The sequence below is a fragment of the Mycolicibacterium neworleansense genome (assembly GCF_001245615.1).
GTDB classification, from domain to species: domain Bacteria; phylum Actinomycetota; class Actinomycetes; order Mycobacteriales; family Mycobacteriaceae; genus Mycobacterium; species Mycobacterium neworleansense.
Window position 1 is genome coordinate 2,423,513 of record NZ_CWKH01000001.1, and the last position, 15,504, is coordinate 2,439,016.

13 protein-coding genes and 1 other RNA gene are annotated in these 15,504 nt (G+C 65.6%); 4 read left to right on the forward strand and 10 right to left on the reverse strand.

What is annotated here, in order from left to right:
* Positions 1-25: 25 nt before the first annotated feature.
* A complete protein-coding gene (locus tag BN2156_RS11480; RefSeq protein WP_090513624.1) occupies positions 26-637 on the forward strand; it encodes a TetR/AcrR family transcriptional regulator in 612 nt (203 codons plus the stop codon).
* On the opposite strand, the gene BN2156_RS11485 is transcribed toward BN2156_RS11480, so the two are convergent.
* Positions 588-1,601, reverse strand: a complete 1,014-nt coding sequence (locus BN2156_RS11485; protein ID WP_090513626.1) for an alpha/beta fold hydrolase — start codon at positions 1,599-1,601, stop codon at positions 588-590. The genes BN2156_RS11480 and BN2156_RS11485 overlap by 50 nt on opposite strands.
* 18 nt (positions 1,602-1,619) lie before the next feature.
* A complete protein-coding gene (locus BN2156_RS11490; RefSeq protein WP_090513629.1) occupies positions 1,620-3,380 on the reverse strand; it encodes an N-acyl-D-amino-acid deacylase family protein in 1,761 nt (586 codons plus the stop codon).
* Positions 3,381-3,482: 102 nt separating this feature from the next.
* Here BN2156_RS11490 and BN2156_RS11495 point away from each other — a divergent pair, with 102 nt between their 5' ends.
* Together BN2156_RS11495 and BN2156_RS11500 are read left to right on the forward strand one after the other, a co-directional pair.
* Positions 3,483-4,820: an aromatic ring-hydroxylating oxygenase subunit alpha gene (locus BN2156_RS11495; protein WP_090513632.1), complete on the forward strand. Its 1,338-nt coding sequence runs from the start codon at positions 3,483-3,485 to the stop codon at positions 4,818-4,820.
* Entirely contained in the window at positions 4,817-5,479 is a 663-nt protein-coding gene (locus tag BN2156_RS11500) for a TetR/AcrR family transcriptional regulator (protein WP_090513635.1), read from the forward strand. The genes BN2156_RS11495 and BN2156_RS11500 overlap by 4 nt, the downstream gene beginning before the upstream one ends.
* Here BN2156_RS11500 and BN2156_RS11505 read toward each other — a convergent pair.
* From BN2156_RS11505 to BN2156_RS11520, 4 genes are all read right to left on the reverse strand, one after another.
* On the reverse strand, positions 5,451-6,860 hold the full coding sequence (locus BN2156_RS11505) for a glycoside hydrolase family 183 protein (protein ID WP_090513638.1): 1,410 nt from the start codon (positions 6,858-6,860) through the stop codon (positions 5,451-5,453). The genes BN2156_RS11500 and BN2156_RS11505 overlap by 29 nt on opposite strands.
* Positions 6,861-7,411: 551 nt before the next feature.
* Positions 7,412-10,273, reverse strand: a complete 2,862-nt coding sequence (locus BN2156_RS11510; RefSeq protein ID WP_090513641.1) for an MMPL/RND family transporter — start codon at positions 10,271-10,273, stop codon at positions 7,412-7,414.
* Positions 10,274-10,455: 182 nt separating this feature from the next.
* A complete protein-coding gene (locus BN2156_RS11515; RefSeq protein WP_090515796.1) occupies positions 10,456-11,178 on the reverse strand; it encodes a YwaF family protein in 723 nt (240 codons plus the stop codon).
* Between the two features lie 129 nt (positions 11,179-11,307).
* Entirely contained in the window at positions 11,308-12,267 is a 960-nt protein-coding gene (locus BN2156_RS11520) for a cutinase family protein (RefSeq protein WP_090513644.1), read from the reverse strand.
* 195 nt (positions 12,268-12,462) lie between these two features.
* Here BN2156_RS11520 and BN2156_RS11525 point away from each other — a divergent pair, with 195 nt between their 5' ends.
* On the forward strand, positions 12,463-12,810 hold the full coding sequence (locus BN2156_RS11525; protein WP_131725158.1) for a hypothetical protein: 348 nt from the start codon (positions 12,463-12,465) through the stop codon (positions 12,808-12,810).
* Between the two features lie 51 nt (positions 12,811-12,861).
* On the opposite strand, the gene ssrA is transcribed toward BN2156_RS11525, so the two are convergent.
* The 4 genes from ssrA to ftsE all read right to left on the reverse strand — a co-directional run bounded on the left by ssrA (position 12,862) and on the right by ftsE (position 15,499).
* Positions 12,862-13,230: a transfer-messenger RNA gene (gene ssrA, locus BN2156_RS11530) on the reverse strand.
* A gap of 180 nt (positions 13,231-13,410) precedes the next feature.
* Positions 13,411-13,902, reverse strand: coding sequence for an SsrA-binding protein SmpB (gene smpB, locus BN2156_RS11535; protein ID WP_036439802.1), 492 nt, complete (start codon positions 13,900-13,902; stop codon positions 13,411-13,413).
* Positions 13,903-13,912: 10 nt separating this feature from the next.
* Positions 13,913-14,809: a permease-like cell division protein FtsX gene (gene ftsX / locus BN2156_RS11540; protein ID WP_090513650.1), complete on the reverse strand. Its 897-nt coding sequence runs from the start codon at positions 14,807-14,809 to the stop codon at positions 13,913-13,915.
* Complete coding sequence (ftsE, locus tag BN2156_RS11545; RefSeq protein WP_003881403.1) at positions 14,810-15,499, reverse strand: cell division ATP-binding protein FtsE; 690 nt, start codon at positions 15,497-15,499, stop codon at positions 14,810-14,812.
* Positions 15,500-15,504 lie beyond the last annotated feature (5 nt).

The following is a 15,504-nucleotide window of genomic DNA, read 5'->3' on the forward strand; positions in this document are numbered from 1 at the left end:
ATGTTGCTGGCCAGGAATCCGGACCGTGGCGCGTAGGCGCGGGTGGGACGGGCAACCGCCCGGCAGCGACGAGGAAGCCTCCGAACGCATCGTGGCCACCGCGGTGCGGTTGATCGCCGAGACCGGCACCGGCATCAGCATCGCCGACGTCGCCGCATCGCTCGGCGTCATTCGTCAGACTGTGTACCGCTACTTCCCCACGGCCGAATCCCTGATGCACGCGGCCGCCATCGCCACGGTCGACGGATTCCTCGACCGGCTCGCCGAAAGCGTGCGCGGCATCACCGACCCGGCCGAGGCGATGACCGAGGGCGTCATGTTCACCTTGGAGGAGGTCGCCCGCGTCCCGCATCTGCGCATCATGCTGTCCGGGCCACAGGCGGCGGCCAGTTCGGTCAATGTCGCTTCCGACGAAGGTCAGGCCTTCGGCATGCGGATGATCACCCGCTTCGACGTGGACTGGGAGAAGTACGGATACGACGAGGCCGCGCTGCGCGAGCTCGTGGAATTCACGCTGCGCACCATGCTGTCGTTCTTCGTCGCACCCAACGAACCGGCCCGCAGCCGCGAGGAGTTACGGCGCTTTGTCAGACGCTGGTTGGGCGGGGCGATTCTGGCGCAACCAACCGGCGGGTAGCCAGAACGTCGCCGAACACCGCCGGGATCAACCGGTTGAAGATGTCGGCCCGCTCCCACTGCAGGAAGTGACCGGCGCCCGGAACGACCAGCGGCCCAATGCGGTTGAGGAACGCCCGTTCGCAACGGGGCACGAAGTCCTCTCCGACCACATGATCGTCGGGACCGTACAGCACCAGCGTGGGTATCTCGACCGCAGCCATCAGCGGGATCTCGGACATGGCACGTCCGTAGGCGAGCTGGTAGGACGCCCAGCCGGCCCGCAGCCGTGCCTCGTCGGCGAACGGCTCACTCATGAAATCCACGTCGGCTTGGCTGAACGCGTAGGCCGATCCCCACAGCCGATTCGTGTACATCGCCGCGACCCACTGCCTGCGCGCCTGCGGCGTGGGCAGCATCGCGGCGAGCTCATCGGGAAAGGCGCCTTGCATCCAGCGGTAGTCGGCGGTCGGGTCGGCGGCGCCACCGACCGATGCCGGATGTTGTGTGCCGATTCCCGAGTAGTCGACGGCCATGGGCGGCACCGTGTTGAAAACACAGAAACCCGTGACGAATCCGGGAAACCGGTGGATCAGGTCGGTACTCACCACCGCCCCGACGTCGCTCGCGGCGATCAGGCAGGACTCATGCCCGAGCTGGTCATGGACCAGGGCATAGAGATCCCGGGAGTACGTGACGATGTCGTGCTGATCGTCGGGAGGGATCGAGCTGTCCCCCATACCGCGCAGGTCCGGGACGATGACCTCGAAACCGGCCGCGGCCAGGGCCTCGATGTTGCGCCACCAGATCCGCTTGGTCTCGGGATATCCGTGTACCAGCAGCAGGGGCACACCGCCGACACCCTCGCGGACGAACGCCAGCGAAACCCCCTCAGCGACAGGGGCAGTGTGGATGGTGAAAGCGTCAGCGGCCGGCGCCGGAGGTTGCACCGGGCGCTGACGCGGATCGTAACGGAAATCCGCCATGACGAAAGACCCTACATATCAACGGGTCCCGCGGACCAGCCGACCCGGACGGGCTCCGGTGTCGGCGCCGTGCCGGCGGGTGACCACGCCGCTGACGACAGTGGCGTCGTAACCACTTGCACCCTGCACCAACCGCTTTCCGCCGGCAGGCAGGTCGTACGCCATCCTCGGCGCATGCAGGGTCAGGGCGTCCAGATCGATGACGTTGACGTCGGCCTTCTTCCCCACGCTGACCACGCCGCGGTCAGACATCCCGTAGAGCTGTGCGGTGTCGTGCGACTGCTTACGGATCACGTACTCCAGCGGCAGCTTCTCGCCGCGATGGCGATCGCGCGCCCAGTGCGTCAACAGGAAGGTCGGGTACGAGGCGTCGCAGATCATGCTGCAGTGCGCACCACCGTCGGACAGGCCCAGCACGCCGGCCGGATGGGTGAGCATCTCGCGGATCGCGTCGTGGTTGCCGTCGGAGTAGTTGAACATCGGATACATCAGCATCGCGCCGGCGTTGGCCTCAAGCATCAGGTCGTACATCGCGGCCAGCGGATCCACACCTCGTTGCTTGGCGATGGCTGCGACGGTGCGCTCCTCGGTCGGTTCGTAATCCGGCGGTTCCCCGATGTGGTACAGCCGGTTCGCCGCATTCTGCGCGAGCATGAACATGCCGTCGAACAGCTTGCCCGGGTCTATCGGCAGGTCTTCCTCGGCCAGGATCGCCGCACGCACCTTCGGGTCGGCCAGCCGCTCGGCGAGCTCCTCGCGGGTGCATTCGGCCTGCAGACGCCGGTAGGTGGGCCGGTGGGTGAAGGCGTGGTGGCCGGGGAAGCCCAGCAGCATGCCGAACGGGCGCGCCGCCACCTGCGGGAACAGCCGGCTGCCGGCCTGGTGCGCCGCGGCCGACAGGTCGAGCTGCTCGCGCCACAGATTGGGATCCGCGTCGACCTGGATCAGGGCGAAGCTCAGGGCGCAGTCGACCTCCTCGCCGAGACGGCGCATCCAGTCGAGTTCCTTCTTGGGTGCGACGATGTCCTCGCCGGCGGCCCCCTGCGGCGCCAGCTCGAACACCGCGGCACCGGCGGCCGCGGTGGCCCGGCCCAGGGCGAACAGCTCGTCCTCGGCGGCGAAAGTGCCAGGCACCGGCTCGCCGTCCATGGCCCGGTGCGCGAGCGTACGTGACGACGAAAAACCAAGCGCCCCAGCCTCGATCGCGCCCTGCACCAGCTCGGCCATGGCCTTGATGTCCTCAGGTGTGGCGGGTTCGTTTCGGGCGCCGCGCTCCCCCATCGCATAGGCCCGGACCGCGCCGTGGGCAATCTGGGTGCCCATGTCGACGGCGAGTTCACGCTTGCCGATCACGTCCAGGTATTCGCCGAAGGTCTCCCAGCCCCAGGTGATGCCCTCGGTCAAGGCCGTACCGGGGATGTCCTCGACCCCCTCCATCAGTTTGATCAGCCATTCCTCCTGGCCCGGACGAACGGGCGCGAAGCCGACGCCGCAGTTGCCGGCCACCACGGTGGTGACGCCGTGGTTGCTGGACGGTTCGAGCACGGCGTCCCAGCTGACCTGGCCGTCGTAGTGGGTGTGGATGTCGACGAAGCCGGGGGCGACGATTTTGCCGGTGGCATCGATGGTTTCGGCTGCGTCACCGGGCAGGGCCGGGTCGTCGGCACCGCGGCGATGCACCTCGACGATCTTTCCGTCCTTGATCGCGACGTCGGCGGTGAACCGGTCGGCGCCGGTCCCGTCGACCACGGTGCCGCCGGTGATTTTGAGATCGAACACGTTTCTGCTCCCTTGAGGCGTTCAGGCCGCTACGGTGGCAATGTAACACCGTTACAGAACTGCCGTGCCGAGTTTTCGATCTTCGCAGCGGGAGGCATTTTCATGGCGCTGAGTTCCACGCACACCGACAACCCGCGACGGGTCGACGCGATCGGCGAGCCGCCGGCGCGCCCCACCCTGGTGCCGGCCGACCGCTACATCTCGCCGGCGTTCGCCCGACTCGAGGCGGAACGCATGTGGCCGCGGGTGTGGCAGGCCGCATGCACGGTGGATCATGTGGCCGAGGCCGGCGACTACTTCGAATATCGTTGCGGCCCTTATTCGGTGCTGATCGTCCGCGGGGACGACGGTGAGTTGCGTGCCTTCCAGAATGCCTGTCGCCATCGCGGCAACGCCCTGTGCACCGGCGCGGGCTCCGCGCTGCGGGAGCTGAAATGCGGCTATCACGGCTGGACCTGGGATCTGGCCGGAGCGCTCAAACGGATTCCGAACCGCAAGGGCTTCGGGGCTGTGCGCATGTCCGAATTCCCGCTGGCACCGGTACAGGTCGACACCTGGGAACGCTTGGTCTTCGTGAACCTCGACCCCGACGCCATGCCCCTGGCCGACTATCTTGAGGCGGTCCCGGGCGACATCGCCTGGTGCGGTCTGGGCGACTTCCGTTGCTACGCCACGATGACCATCGACGTCGAGGCCAACTGGAAGACCATCGCCGACGGCTACAGCGAGACCTACCACGTACAGACGCTGCACCCAGAACTGCACCGGTGCATGGACGACGTGTACGCACCCCAGCAGATCTGGGGCCACACGGGCAAATCGGAATCCCTGTACGGAGTTCCGAGCCCACGCCTGGCCGGGGCGCTGAGCGACGAAGAGGTGTGGGACGCCTACGTGTACACCCAGGGCGCCCTGATGGGCGTGGCCGAAGGAACCCCGTTCCCTCGTGACCGGCAGGCCCCCGGCCAGACGGTGGCCGACGTGATCGCCGCGCAGATCAAGGAGTTCGCGGCCGGCCGGGGAGTCGACATCGGCTGGGCAAGTACCGATCAGGTGATGTGCCTGCACCAGTACAACGTCTTCCCCAACCTCACCCTGCTGGCCAGCGCCGACCATCTGACGGTGATGACGTCGTTGCCCGGGTCCGATCCCGACCGGGGCCAGCTCGTGATGACCCTGATGACCCGCATGCCGGCGCAGGCGCCGCGGATCAGACCGACGGATGTCAACATGGGCGCCGACGAAGCCCACCCCGGTGTGGTGATGAGCCAGGACATCGCCGTGCTCACCGGTCTACAGCGCGGTTTGCACCAACCGGGGTTCACCCACCTGGTGCTGTCCGCCGAGGAGCGCAGAATCATCAACATGCACCACAACCTTGAGCGCTACCTCGACCTGCCGGAGCCCGAGCGCATCCGCGAGGCGGAAGCCGGCGGATGAGTCCGAAGGCAAAACCGATCGACGCCGATGTCATCCTCGACGCGGCGGCGGCTCTCATCGAATCCGATGGGGTGGAAGCATTCTCGATGCGAGCGCTCGCCGAACGCATCGGCGTCGCCGTCACCTCGATCTACTGGCACGTCGGCGGCCGGGATGCACTCTTCGACAGCCTGGTCGACCGCCTCGTCGCCGAGATGGCCGCATTGCCCATGGAGGGCGACACTCCGGTGAACCGGATTGCCGCGCTCGCCCGCAACCAGCGCCGCCTGCTGATCCGCCGCCAGCACCTGTTGGCGATCGCCCACGAGCGGGATCGCACACCGACGTTGTTCCTGCCGGTCCAGCAGAAACTCGCCGCGGAACTGGCCGAGGCGGGCGTCACCGGCACCCAGGCCGCCCTGGTGTTGCGGGCAGTGCAGGTACACGTGACCGCCTCGGCGGTGATGCTGTTCTCAGCTGTGCGCGGCCCCCGGCACCAGGAGGAGGATCCGTCGCTGTGGACCGCCGACTGGCCCGATCAGGCCCTCGTCGCCGCGCTGCAGTCCCCCACCGACTACGACGCGGTGTTCGAATACGGCCTGTCGGCGATGCTGGCTCCGCTGGCGTCGCCGCCGCGGACCAACGGCCGGGTCAGGGCAGCACGGTCTTCATCAGCATGACGTTGTAGGCCGACCACAGCGAAAGGTTGTAGTACAGCTCCTTACCCGTCGACCACGGGTGTAGGTACGGCGCGTAGATGCCGCCCGGGATCTGGGACGACGGCGCGATCAACTGCTCCGGGCCCCACGGACCCTGGGGGGCCGGCGCAGTCCGCATCACCACATCGTTGGCCCCGTTGCCGTACAGCACCAGGTACTGCTTGAGATACGTGTTGTACTGGGCCGACATTTCGCTCACCGGACCCGGGATCACCGGAGTCGCGGCCGCCGGATTGCCCGGTACCCACGCGTTGTTGTCGGCGTTGAAGTACTCGTACTTGGTGAGGTCCGGGATGAAGGCCGGGGACACCCGTGAGATGTACGCCGACCCGCCGCGCCCGTTCGGGGTGCCGAACGAGTAGACGTAGGGATCGCCCGGGCCCGGCTTGAGGAATGCGCCCATCTGGAAGTTCTCGTTGCCTCCACCGGGGGTGCGGATGGTTCCCGGGTAGACGCCCCAGTTCTCACCGTTGTCCGGAGACATCGCGATCGCCGAGAAATTGGTGGACCAGGCTCCCGGGCTGTCCCAGTTCCGGATCGACATGAAGTTCAGATACTGGTTGCGCCCGACCGAGATTCCCGCGGTGGGAATGATGCCGGTCTCCTCCGGTGCCCGGCCGATGCTGTTGATGATCTGCTTCGAAATGCCTTGGCGCCACACCGGAGAACCCGAGTATTTGTTGGCGACCACACCGTCGGGCACGGCGACGGTCCGCGACAGCGAGCCGTCCTGGCTGCGGAACAACGCGTTGTACCGCCACTGCTTGCCGGGGATGCCGCAATATCCGTTGGTGTCGCCGAAGGCCATCAACACCTGGCGGTTCACCGGATCCCCGTTGTCCCACATGATTCCAAGGTCGGTGCCGGTGATGGCGAACCGCTTGATGGTCTGGTTGGGGCTGTCGGGACCGGTCACCCAGCCGACGATGGAGGTACCGGGAGGTGCCCCTGGCGCCGGCGCGGCAGCGGGAGCCGGGGCTGGCTGAGACGCCGCCGGGACCGGAGCCGGCTGCGCCGCGTTCGGCACAGGTTGGGCACCGCCGGGATTGGGCGCCGGGACCACCGCCGCTCGCTGCCTGACCTGCCCGGTGTTCGGCATGAGCGCCTTGAGGAGGGCCAGCGGCAACTGGCCGAGCTTGGGGAGCGGGGCCCGGTCGTTGGCTCCGACCGGCATGTGACCGATCGGGCGGTTGAGCGGGGCGAGCCGAGAGGGCTTGGGGATCTGGAAGGCCTGGTTCGGAAGGGGTTGTGCGGCCGCCGCAGCACCTTCGCAGGGTTCAGCCGATGCCGATGGCGCCACGCCGACGGCGACGACAAGTCCGATCGCGGCCGCCGCTGCCATCGCGGAAGCACCTCGAGCACGTCGCGACATGTCACACCTTCCCAATGCAGGGACGTCGGCATGACGTCACAGTTGGCTGATGTGACGTTAGTGATCAATGTTGCCGATGTGACCGGTGATGCACTGATAGGTATCGTCCCGTGACCGTGTCGCAACCCTGCGCGGCGTGTTGCGTTTCCACTGCAGCCGGCGGCCCGTGAGTCGCCGGGCACTTTCTGCTCGCCCTGATTCCTGCCGGCAACAGGCCGTGCGCAGGTCTCTTTCAGCTGCTCATCGCCGTTCGCCACCCCTGGCCTTGCCATCGTGGTTACGGTGGGAAGTGGTGGAACTATCGAACCGAACGAGAGGGATCACCATGGCCGGAACATTCGATCCGAAAAAGGGCGGCAAATTCGAGCCGACCACCAAGGCCAAGCCGCCGCCACCTCCGCGGCCCGGGGGCAACAAGAAGTAATCAGGCGAAACTGCCCACGTGCGAGCGCATCTGCGCTCGCACGTGGGCAGTTTCGTATCGTGGCCGGCTACAGGCCTGGACGAGGCTGCTTCTCGAGTCAGGGCTGTGCGGAAGCTGTGTTTGTCTGCTGATGCAGCGCGGCCAGCCGCCGCTTGGACGCCGCCGACTGGATGACCTGCGGCCACCAGAACCACCGGCCCAGCATTGCCGCGATCGCCGGGGTCATGAAAGACCGCACGATGAGTGTGTCGAACAGCAGGCCGAGCGCGATGGTGGTGCCCACCTGTGCCATGACCTTCAGATCGCTGAACGCGAACGACGCCATGGTGAAGGCGAACACCAGCCCGGCCGAGGTCACCACAGAACCGGTACCCGCCATCGCCCGGATGATGCCGGTCTTCAGGCCACCGGGCAGTTCTTCCTTGAAGCGGGACACCAGCAGCAGGTTGTAGTCGGAGCCGACCGCCAGCAGCAGGATGACCGACATCGCCAGCACCATCCAATGCAGTTCCAGCCCGAGGAGATGCTGCCAGACGAGCACGGACAACCCGAACGACGCACCGAGGGACAGCAGCACCGTACCGACGATCACCGCTGCCGCCACCACACTGCGCGTGATCAGCAACATGATGATGAAAATCAATGACACCGCGGCGATTCCGGCGATCAGCAGGTCGTAGAACGATCCGTCCTTCATGTCCTTGTAGGTGGCCGCGGTGCCGGCCAGGTAGATCTTCGAGCCTTCCAGCGGCGTGCCCTTGAGCGCTTCCTTGGCTGCCAGCTTGATCGGGTCGACATGGTTGACGCCTTCGGGCGTCGCGGGATCACCCTCGTGACTGATGATGAACCGCACCGACTTTCCGTCGGGCGAGATGAAGTTCTTCATGCCACGCTTGAAGTCCTTGTTGTCGAAGGCTTCCGGCGGAAGGTAGAACGTGTCGTCGTTGCGGGCCTCATCGAAGGCCTTGCCCATGGCCGTCGAATTCTCCTGCATGGCGGCCATCTGATCCTGCTGACCGGCCTGCGTGGACCGCTGCGTCAGCATCATCGTCTTCATGGTCTTCATGGATTCGATCTGCTGGGGCATCAGCGCGACCAGCTGCGGCATCAGCGTATCCAGCCGCTCCAGCTCGGGTACCAATTGTTGAACGTCATCGGTGAGGGCGTCGATGCCGTCCAGGGTGTCGAAGATCGACCGGAGCGACTGGCACACCGGGATATCGAAACAGTGCGGCTCCCAGTAGAAGTAGTTGCGCAGCGGGCGCAGCCAATCGTCGAAATCGCCGATGTTGTCCCGCAATTCGGCGATGTCAAGGGTCATCACCTTGGTCTTGGCCACCATCGAATGCGTGATGTCGGCCATCTGCTGGGTCAGCCGCGACATCTGCTCCATCGTGTCGATGCTCTTCTGCATCTCGTCGGCCTGCACCAGCATGTCGGCCATGCGGTCCTGCTGGTACTTCCGGTTCATCGTGTTGGTCGTGCCCTGCCGGCTGAGCAGGAACGGGATACTCGTGTGCTCGATAGGCCGGCCGTTGGGCCTGGTGATCGCCTGCACCCGGGAGATGCCGGGCACCCGGACGATGCCCTTGGCGATCTTGTCGATGACCAGGAAGTCTGCCGGATTTCGCAAATCGTGGTCGGCCTCGACCATCAGCAGTTCAGGGTTCATCCGGGCGGCGCTGAAATGCCTTTCAGCAGCGGCATATCCGACATTGGCCGGCAGATCCGACGGCAGGTACTTGCGGGCGTCATAGTTGGTCTTGTACCCCGGCAGCGTGAGCAGACCGATGAGTGCCAGCCCCAAGGTCGCGGCCAGGATCGGGCCGGGCCAGCGCACCACCGCGATACCGACGCGGCGCCAGCCCCTCGACCGGATACTGCGCTTGGGTTCGAAACGTCCGAACCGGCTGCCGATCACGATGACCGCCGGGCCCATCGTCAACGCGGCGACGACCGCGACGAACGTACCCACGGCGCACGGCACACCCATGGTCTGGAAGTAAGGCAGGCGGGTGAAGCTCAGACACAGCATCGCGCCGGCGATCGTCATTCCCGACCCGAGGACCACGTGCGAGGTGCCGCTGAACATCGTGTAGTACGCGGTTTCTCGGTCTTCGCCCGCGCCGCGTGCTTCTTGATAGCGACCGATCGCGAAGATCGCATAGTCGGTTCCGGCGGCGATCACCATCAACGTCAGCAGGTTGACAGCGAAGGTCGAGAGCCCGATCACCCCGGTGTGGGCCAGGAACGCGACGATGCCGCGGGCGGCGCCGAGTTCCATGAACACCATGAGCAGAACCAGGATCATGGTGGCGATCGAGCGGTAGACGATCAGCAGCATCACCGCGATCACCACCAGCGTGATGGCGGTGACCCGGGCGACGCTCTTGTCGCCCGCGTGGTGCTGATCGGACACCAACGGCGCCCCGCCCGTCACGTACACCTTGATTCCCGGCGGCGGCGAGGACTCGTTGACGATTTCGCGCACCGCGGCCACCGAATCGTTGGCCAGCGTCTCGCCCTGGTTGCCGCGCAGGTAAACCTGGACGTAGGCCGACTTACCGTCGTTGCTCTGGGCACCTGACGCCGTCAGCGGATCACCCCAGAAGTCCGCCACGTGCTGTACGTGGGCGGTGTCGGCCTCGAGCTTGTCGACGATCCCGTCGTAGTAGTGGTGCGCGGCATCGCCCAAGGGCTGCTCGCCCTCCAGCACCACCATCGCGTTGCTGTCGGAATCGAACTCCTGGAAGTCGCTGCCGATCTTGCGCATGGCGATCATCGCCGGCGCGTCCTTGGCACTCAGCCCGACGGTGTTCTCCTCGCCGACCTTCTCCAGCGGCGGAACGAAGACGTTGGTCAGGACGTTCAGCGCCACCCAGATGAGCACGATCGGCACCGCCAGCGTGCGGATGACCCGCGCGATGCCCGACCGGTTCTGCGTGCCGTGGTTGCTCATCGCTCGCCCGCGCGTGTCGGTGATGCCTTGGTCTGCACAACCCGCCCCTTCGATCAGGCCACTGTCGCCCGGTGGGACAGGTCGCAAGCGATACACATTCGCAAACGCGCGTAATATACCTAGCCTGTCAAAGTGTCGGTGTCAACAATCACTTTGCACGTCAACTGACAGCAATTTCACAGTTAGGGTGCCGCGGCCCTCGCAGGTTGCCGCGCGCGCTCCCACGGCCAGGTCATCAGCGCCCACACCACGAGCACGATCGCGACCTCGGCGAGCAGATACACCGGCCACGGGCCCAACACATCCAGCAGCGACGCGGTGGGAGGCTTGCGGTTGAGGTAGCCGTAGTTGGTTCCGGTGACGACGTTGAACGTGAAGGTGACCGCCGCCCAGACGAGGGTGGCCACGACGGCGAAGCGGTAGTCCCGCCACCCGGGTCGCATCCCTCTCCCCCACGTCAGGTAGATGGCCGCCAACACGACGAGCACGTGCAGCGTGAAGAACGTGACGAACAGATGGTGTGGAAAATCCGGGGCGCCCTCTTTCGGCGTACCGATATCCGGCGTGATCAACGCTTGTGAACTCAGCACGAGGCCCCAGTAATAAGTCAGGACGAAGGCCCAATGCCGTTGGGACCACAAGGCATACGCCGCCGCCAGCTCCGCGAGGTCGCACAACTGCAGTGGGACCGAGGTGTCGATGGAGGGGTCGGCCAGTTTGTAGGCCAGCGCCACGAGAAATGCGGCAATGAGCAGAACTGCCAGACCACGGCTCAGGATGCGGGCCTGCGCCTGGGTCTGGCGACGGCCGATCATGACCAGAAGCACGGCGCCCGTTACGAAAACCGCCAGCACCGCCAGGTGCGACGGGCCGTATGCCGAAAACTCGCGCTGCGCAGAGAACATCTTGATCAACTCCCCGTTTCGTCGCAGGGAACGATTCCCAATGATCGCAGGTCGCATTCGATCTCCGCGCCGGAAAATGCCGAAGGGCCGCGTCTCCGCGGCCCATGGGCATGTTCGTCAGAGGATCGCTCAGACCAATCCGACTGCGGTCGACGGCGACGAAGACCCGGGAGTCGGCGGGTCGGACCCGGGTGGCTGCACGCCGTACCCGGGCGAGACCGGCGCGTACCCCGGCGAGGGTCCGTACCCCGGTTGCGGTCCGTGCAGCGACGTATTCGGGTCGGATCCGGGCCCATAGCCGGGCAGTGACGTGTCCGGGCCGTAACTCGGCCCGTATCCGTAATCCGGCAGCGCCGGGCCGTACCCGGGCAGCGACTGGCCGAAGCCGGCCAGCAGCTTCGAGGCGGCGAATGCCGCCGCCTGGGTCGTGTACACGGGGACGTAGCCCTCGGTGTGTCCGCTCCACTCGTTGCCCTGACCCTCGTGACAGATCGGGTCGCTGGGGTTGCACAGGTCGATCGCCTTGGAACCGAACAGTGCGCTCTGCGTGGATATCGATTGCTTGGTGCGGGTGCCCACGTCGCCGAAGGTGGTGATCGCCGCGACGTTGTCCGCGTACTCGGGCGGCAGCGAATCGCCCCACTTGATGCCACCCAGCGGGTTGCCGGCCACGATGTTGATCACGCTCGCACCCTGCGAGTAGCCGCCCAGCACGATCTGGGTGTCGGGACACGAGGACAGCGTGGACTTGATGTGGGAGATCGCGTCTTTGGCGCCGTCACCACCGTGCAGCTGCAGCTTGCTGGCCTTGTAGTCGACCGCGTAGGTGGTGATGTTCATGCCGACGGCCTGCTTGCGTAGGGAGTCGACGAAGGCGTCACCGACACGGCCCATGCCCGGCGGCTCATCGGTGCCACGCGCGAAGACAACCTCGGCGTCGGCACAGTCGGCGGCATAGGCCACCGGCGGTGCGGTCAGGGCCACGAGCGGGACGCCCGCGGTGATGAGAGCAGCAGCGCCAAGCCCGACCCAGCGACCACCTGGCCGCGCACTGCCCGTCAAAGGGCTGAGTATGCGGCGAGAGAACATGCCTAAATCTAACCCGCATCCAGGACGGATGCGGCATTTGCCCTGGATGGACTGCCCGGCGCTGACGGTGTGGCCGCAGCTGTCACCTGCGAGCACGAACCCGAACTTGGGGTAGTCCGCTACTCCAGACACGCGTGATCTCGCGACCGAAGATGTCGTTACCGGGAACGCTCACGCGCGGACGAAGGAGCCACCATGGACTGCACTGGCACACCGAAACGAAGAATCGTCGGGTTGTCGACGGCGGTGGTGATGTCTGGTTTGAGCCTGGCCGGTTTGGCACTCGCGGGTAATGCGCAGGCCCGGCCCACCTGGTGCCCCGGGGATCCCCGGCCGGCCGCAGCGCCGTGGCCCGACTTCGACTGGTCTTCGTGTTACGAGTACAGCGGACAAAACGGACAGTACGGCTGGATCGACTTGGGCACCGGGATCTTTCACCCCATGCCGCTGGACATTCCGGCTACCCCACCGCCACCGAATCCGCCGGAGTGCATCGGCTTCTTTCCACTGCCCGGAGTCGACCCGTCGCACTGCGTGATCTAGCGGGCAACGATGAAGGCCCAGGTCTGAGATTTACTCTGACCTGGGCCTTCGTCGTGGAGCTGCCGGGAATTGAACCCGGGTCCTACGGCATGTCCTCGAGGCTTCTCCGTGCGCAGTTCGCTGTGTCTCTACTCGGATCTCTCAGTCACGCGAACAAGCCGAGATGACGATCCCAGTCGCTGTTTGATGTCCCCACGGGTCCCGCGACCGAACCCGTAGGTGGGTCCCTCTAGCTGATGCCAGGGTCCGGGCCGAGGGCGCTCCCGGTCTGACAGACACGCAGTCGCTTAGGCAGCGAGTGCGTAGTCGCGCTGATTGGAATCGGCGCTTAATTGGTTGCAACGACGCTTACGGTGGTCTCTTGCCTGCACCGGCACGCTTCCCTTGATTCGATGCGCGAAGTCGAAACCGATCAGCCCCTCGCATCCCTGCCGACTTTCGGCAGGACAATCAATGGTACGCGAACACCAACGGCGAACGCCAAGCGATTATTTCGCGGCATTTCCGTGTCGCTCGCGGGCGCCGAAGGTGCCCAGAATGCCCACGAAACCCGGCGTGTCGGCAGCAGACGCGCACGCTCGCGGTGCAAAGGGGGGACGGCTAGGACATGCCCTTGGCGCGGCGGCCCAACTCGCGGGTGATCTCCCGGTCGGCGTCACGCTTGGCCAGGTCCTGGCGCTTGTCGTGGGCCTGCTTGCCTCGGGCCAGCGCCAGTTCGACCTTGACCTTGCCGTCGGAGAAGTACATCGACAGCGGCACCAGGGTCAGGTTGCCGTCGCGGATCTTGCCGATCAGGTTGTCGATCTCCCTGCGGTGCAACAGCAGCTTGCGGTTGCGCCGCGGCGCGTGGTTGGTCCACGTGCCGTGGTGATACTCCGCGATGTGCACGTTGCGCAGCCAGATCTCACCGTCGTCGACGGTGGCGAACGCGTCGGCCAAGGAGGCCTGGCCTTCGCGCAGGCTCTTGACCTCGGTGCCCATCAGCGCGATACCCGCCTCATAGGTATCGAGGATCATGTAGTTGTGCCGCGCCTTGCGATTGCTGGCCACAATCTGCTTGTTGCCGGCGGGGCTGGACTTCTTGGTCGCCACTAGTTCACGACTACCTTCGTATGTAGAGCCGCAGCGTCACATACGCGGTTATGCCGGACATCGCCAGGCCGAGGAACAGCATCCACGGTGCGCTGAAGTAGAGCACGTCAGCGTAGTCCACCCGGGCGATGAGATTCGACTGATAAAACTGGTCGAGCGCCTTCTCCAGGAACACCGCTCTGACCACGATCAGCCCGACGATCGCGATCACCACACCGATCAGGGCCGCGATCATCGCCTCGACCAGGAACGGCAACTGGGTGTACCAGCGGGTCGCACCGACCAGGCGCATGATGCCGATCTCGGTGCGCCGCGTGTACGCGGCCACCTGGACCATGTTGGCGATCAGCAGCACCGCGCCGATCGCCTGCACCAGCGCCACGGCGAACGCGACACTACTGAGACCGTCGAGGACGGCGAACAACCGGTCGATCAGGTCCTTCTGGTTGAGGACGTTGAGCACACCGGGCTGGCCCTGCATCGCCTTGTCGAACGCCTCGTGCTGCTCGGGATCGTTGAGCTTGACGATGAACGACGCCGGGAACGCATCCTTGCCCGCGACGTCCTTGTACTGCGGGAACTTCTTGATCGCGTCGTCGTAGGCCTGCTCGCGGTTGAGGAAGCTCAGCGAGCGCACGTCGTCGCGGTCGTCGATCATGCGGTACAGCGCCTTGCACGCGTCGGCGTCGCAGTTGGGGTCGTTGGCCGAGATGTCATCGGTCAGGAACACCTGGCTCTCGACCCGGTCCAGGTAGATGTCACGGGACTGATCGGCCAGCCGCACCACCAACAGGCCGCCACCGAACAGGCCGATAGAGATGGCGGTGGTCAGGATCATCGCCACCGTCATCGTGACGTTGCGACGAAGCCCGGTCAGAACTTCATTGACGAGAAAGCCGAAGCGCACTTAGCGATCCATTCCGTAGACGCCGCGCTGCTCATCACGGATCAGCCGGCCGAGTTCGAGTTCGACGACCCGCTGACGCATGGAGTCGACGATGTGATGGTCGTGGGTGGCCATCAGCACCGTGGTGCCGGTGCGGTTGATCCGCTCCAGCAGATCCATGATGTCCTTGCTGGTCTCAGGATCCAAGTTGCCGGTGGGCTCGTCGGCGATCAGGACCAGCGGGCGGTTGACGAAGGCGCGGGCGATGGCCACGCGCTGCTGCTCGCCACCGGACAGCTCGCTCGGCAACCGGTTGGCCTTACCGGACAGGCCGACCATCTCGAGCACGTCCGGGACGACGCGGTTGATCACCTCGCCGCGCTTGCCGATCACCTCAAGGGCGAACGCCACGTTCTCGAACACCGTCTTCTGCTGGAGCAGCCGGAAGTCCTGGAACACGCAGCCGATCACCTGACGCAGGTTCGGGACATGCCGGCCGGCCAGCTTGTTGACGTGGAACTTGGACACTCGGATGTCACCCGAGGTGGGCGTCTCGGCCGCCAGCAGCAGCCGCATGAACGTCGACTTGCCCGAACCCGACGGGCCGATCAGGAAGACGAACTCACCCTTGTCGATTTTCAACGAGACGTCGTCGAGCGCTGGGCGCGCCGAAGACTTGTAGTGCTTCGTCACGTGGTCGAGGGTGATCATCACGG

Excerpts from the sequence above, each read along its gene's own strand:
- BN2156_RS11485 (WP_090513626.1), bottom strand. The coding sequence starts at position 1,601 with ATGGCGGATTTCCGTTACGATCCGCGTCAGCGCCCGGTGCAACCTCCG.
- BN2156_RS11495 (WP_090513632.1), top strand. The coding sequence starts at position 3,483 with ATGGCGCTGAGTTCCACGCACACCGACAACCCGCGACGGGTCGACGCG.
- BN2156_RS11500 (WP_090513635.1), top strand. The coding sequence starts at position 4,817 with ATGAGTCCGAAGGCAAAACCGATCGACGCCGATGTCATCCTCGACGCG.
- BN2156_RS11505 (WP_090513638.1), bottom strand. The coding sequence starts at position 6,860 with ATGGCAGCGGCGGCCGCGATCGGACTTGTCGTCGCCGTCGGCGTGGCG.
- BN2156_RS11510 (WP_090513641.1), bottom strand. The coding sequence starts at position 10,273 with ATGAGCAACCACGGCACGCAGAACCGGTCGGGCATCGCGCGGGTCATC.
- BN2156_RS11515 (WP_090515796.1), bottom strand. The coding sequence starts at position 11,178 with ATGTTCTCTGCGCAGCGCGAGTTTTCGGCATACGGCCCGTCGCACCTG.
- BN2156_RS11520 (WP_090513644.1), bottom strand. The coding sequence starts at position 12,267 with ATGTTCTCTCGCCGCATACTCAGCCCTTTGACGGGCAGTGCGCGGCCA.
- BN2156_RS11525 (WP_131725158.1), top strand. The coding sequence starts at position 12,463 with ATGGACTGCACTGGCACACCGAAACGAAGAATCGTCGGGTTGTCGACG.
- ftsE (WP_003881403.1), bottom strand. The coding sequence starts at position 15,499 with ATGATCACCCTCGACCACGTGACGAAGCACTACAAGTCTTCGGCGCGC.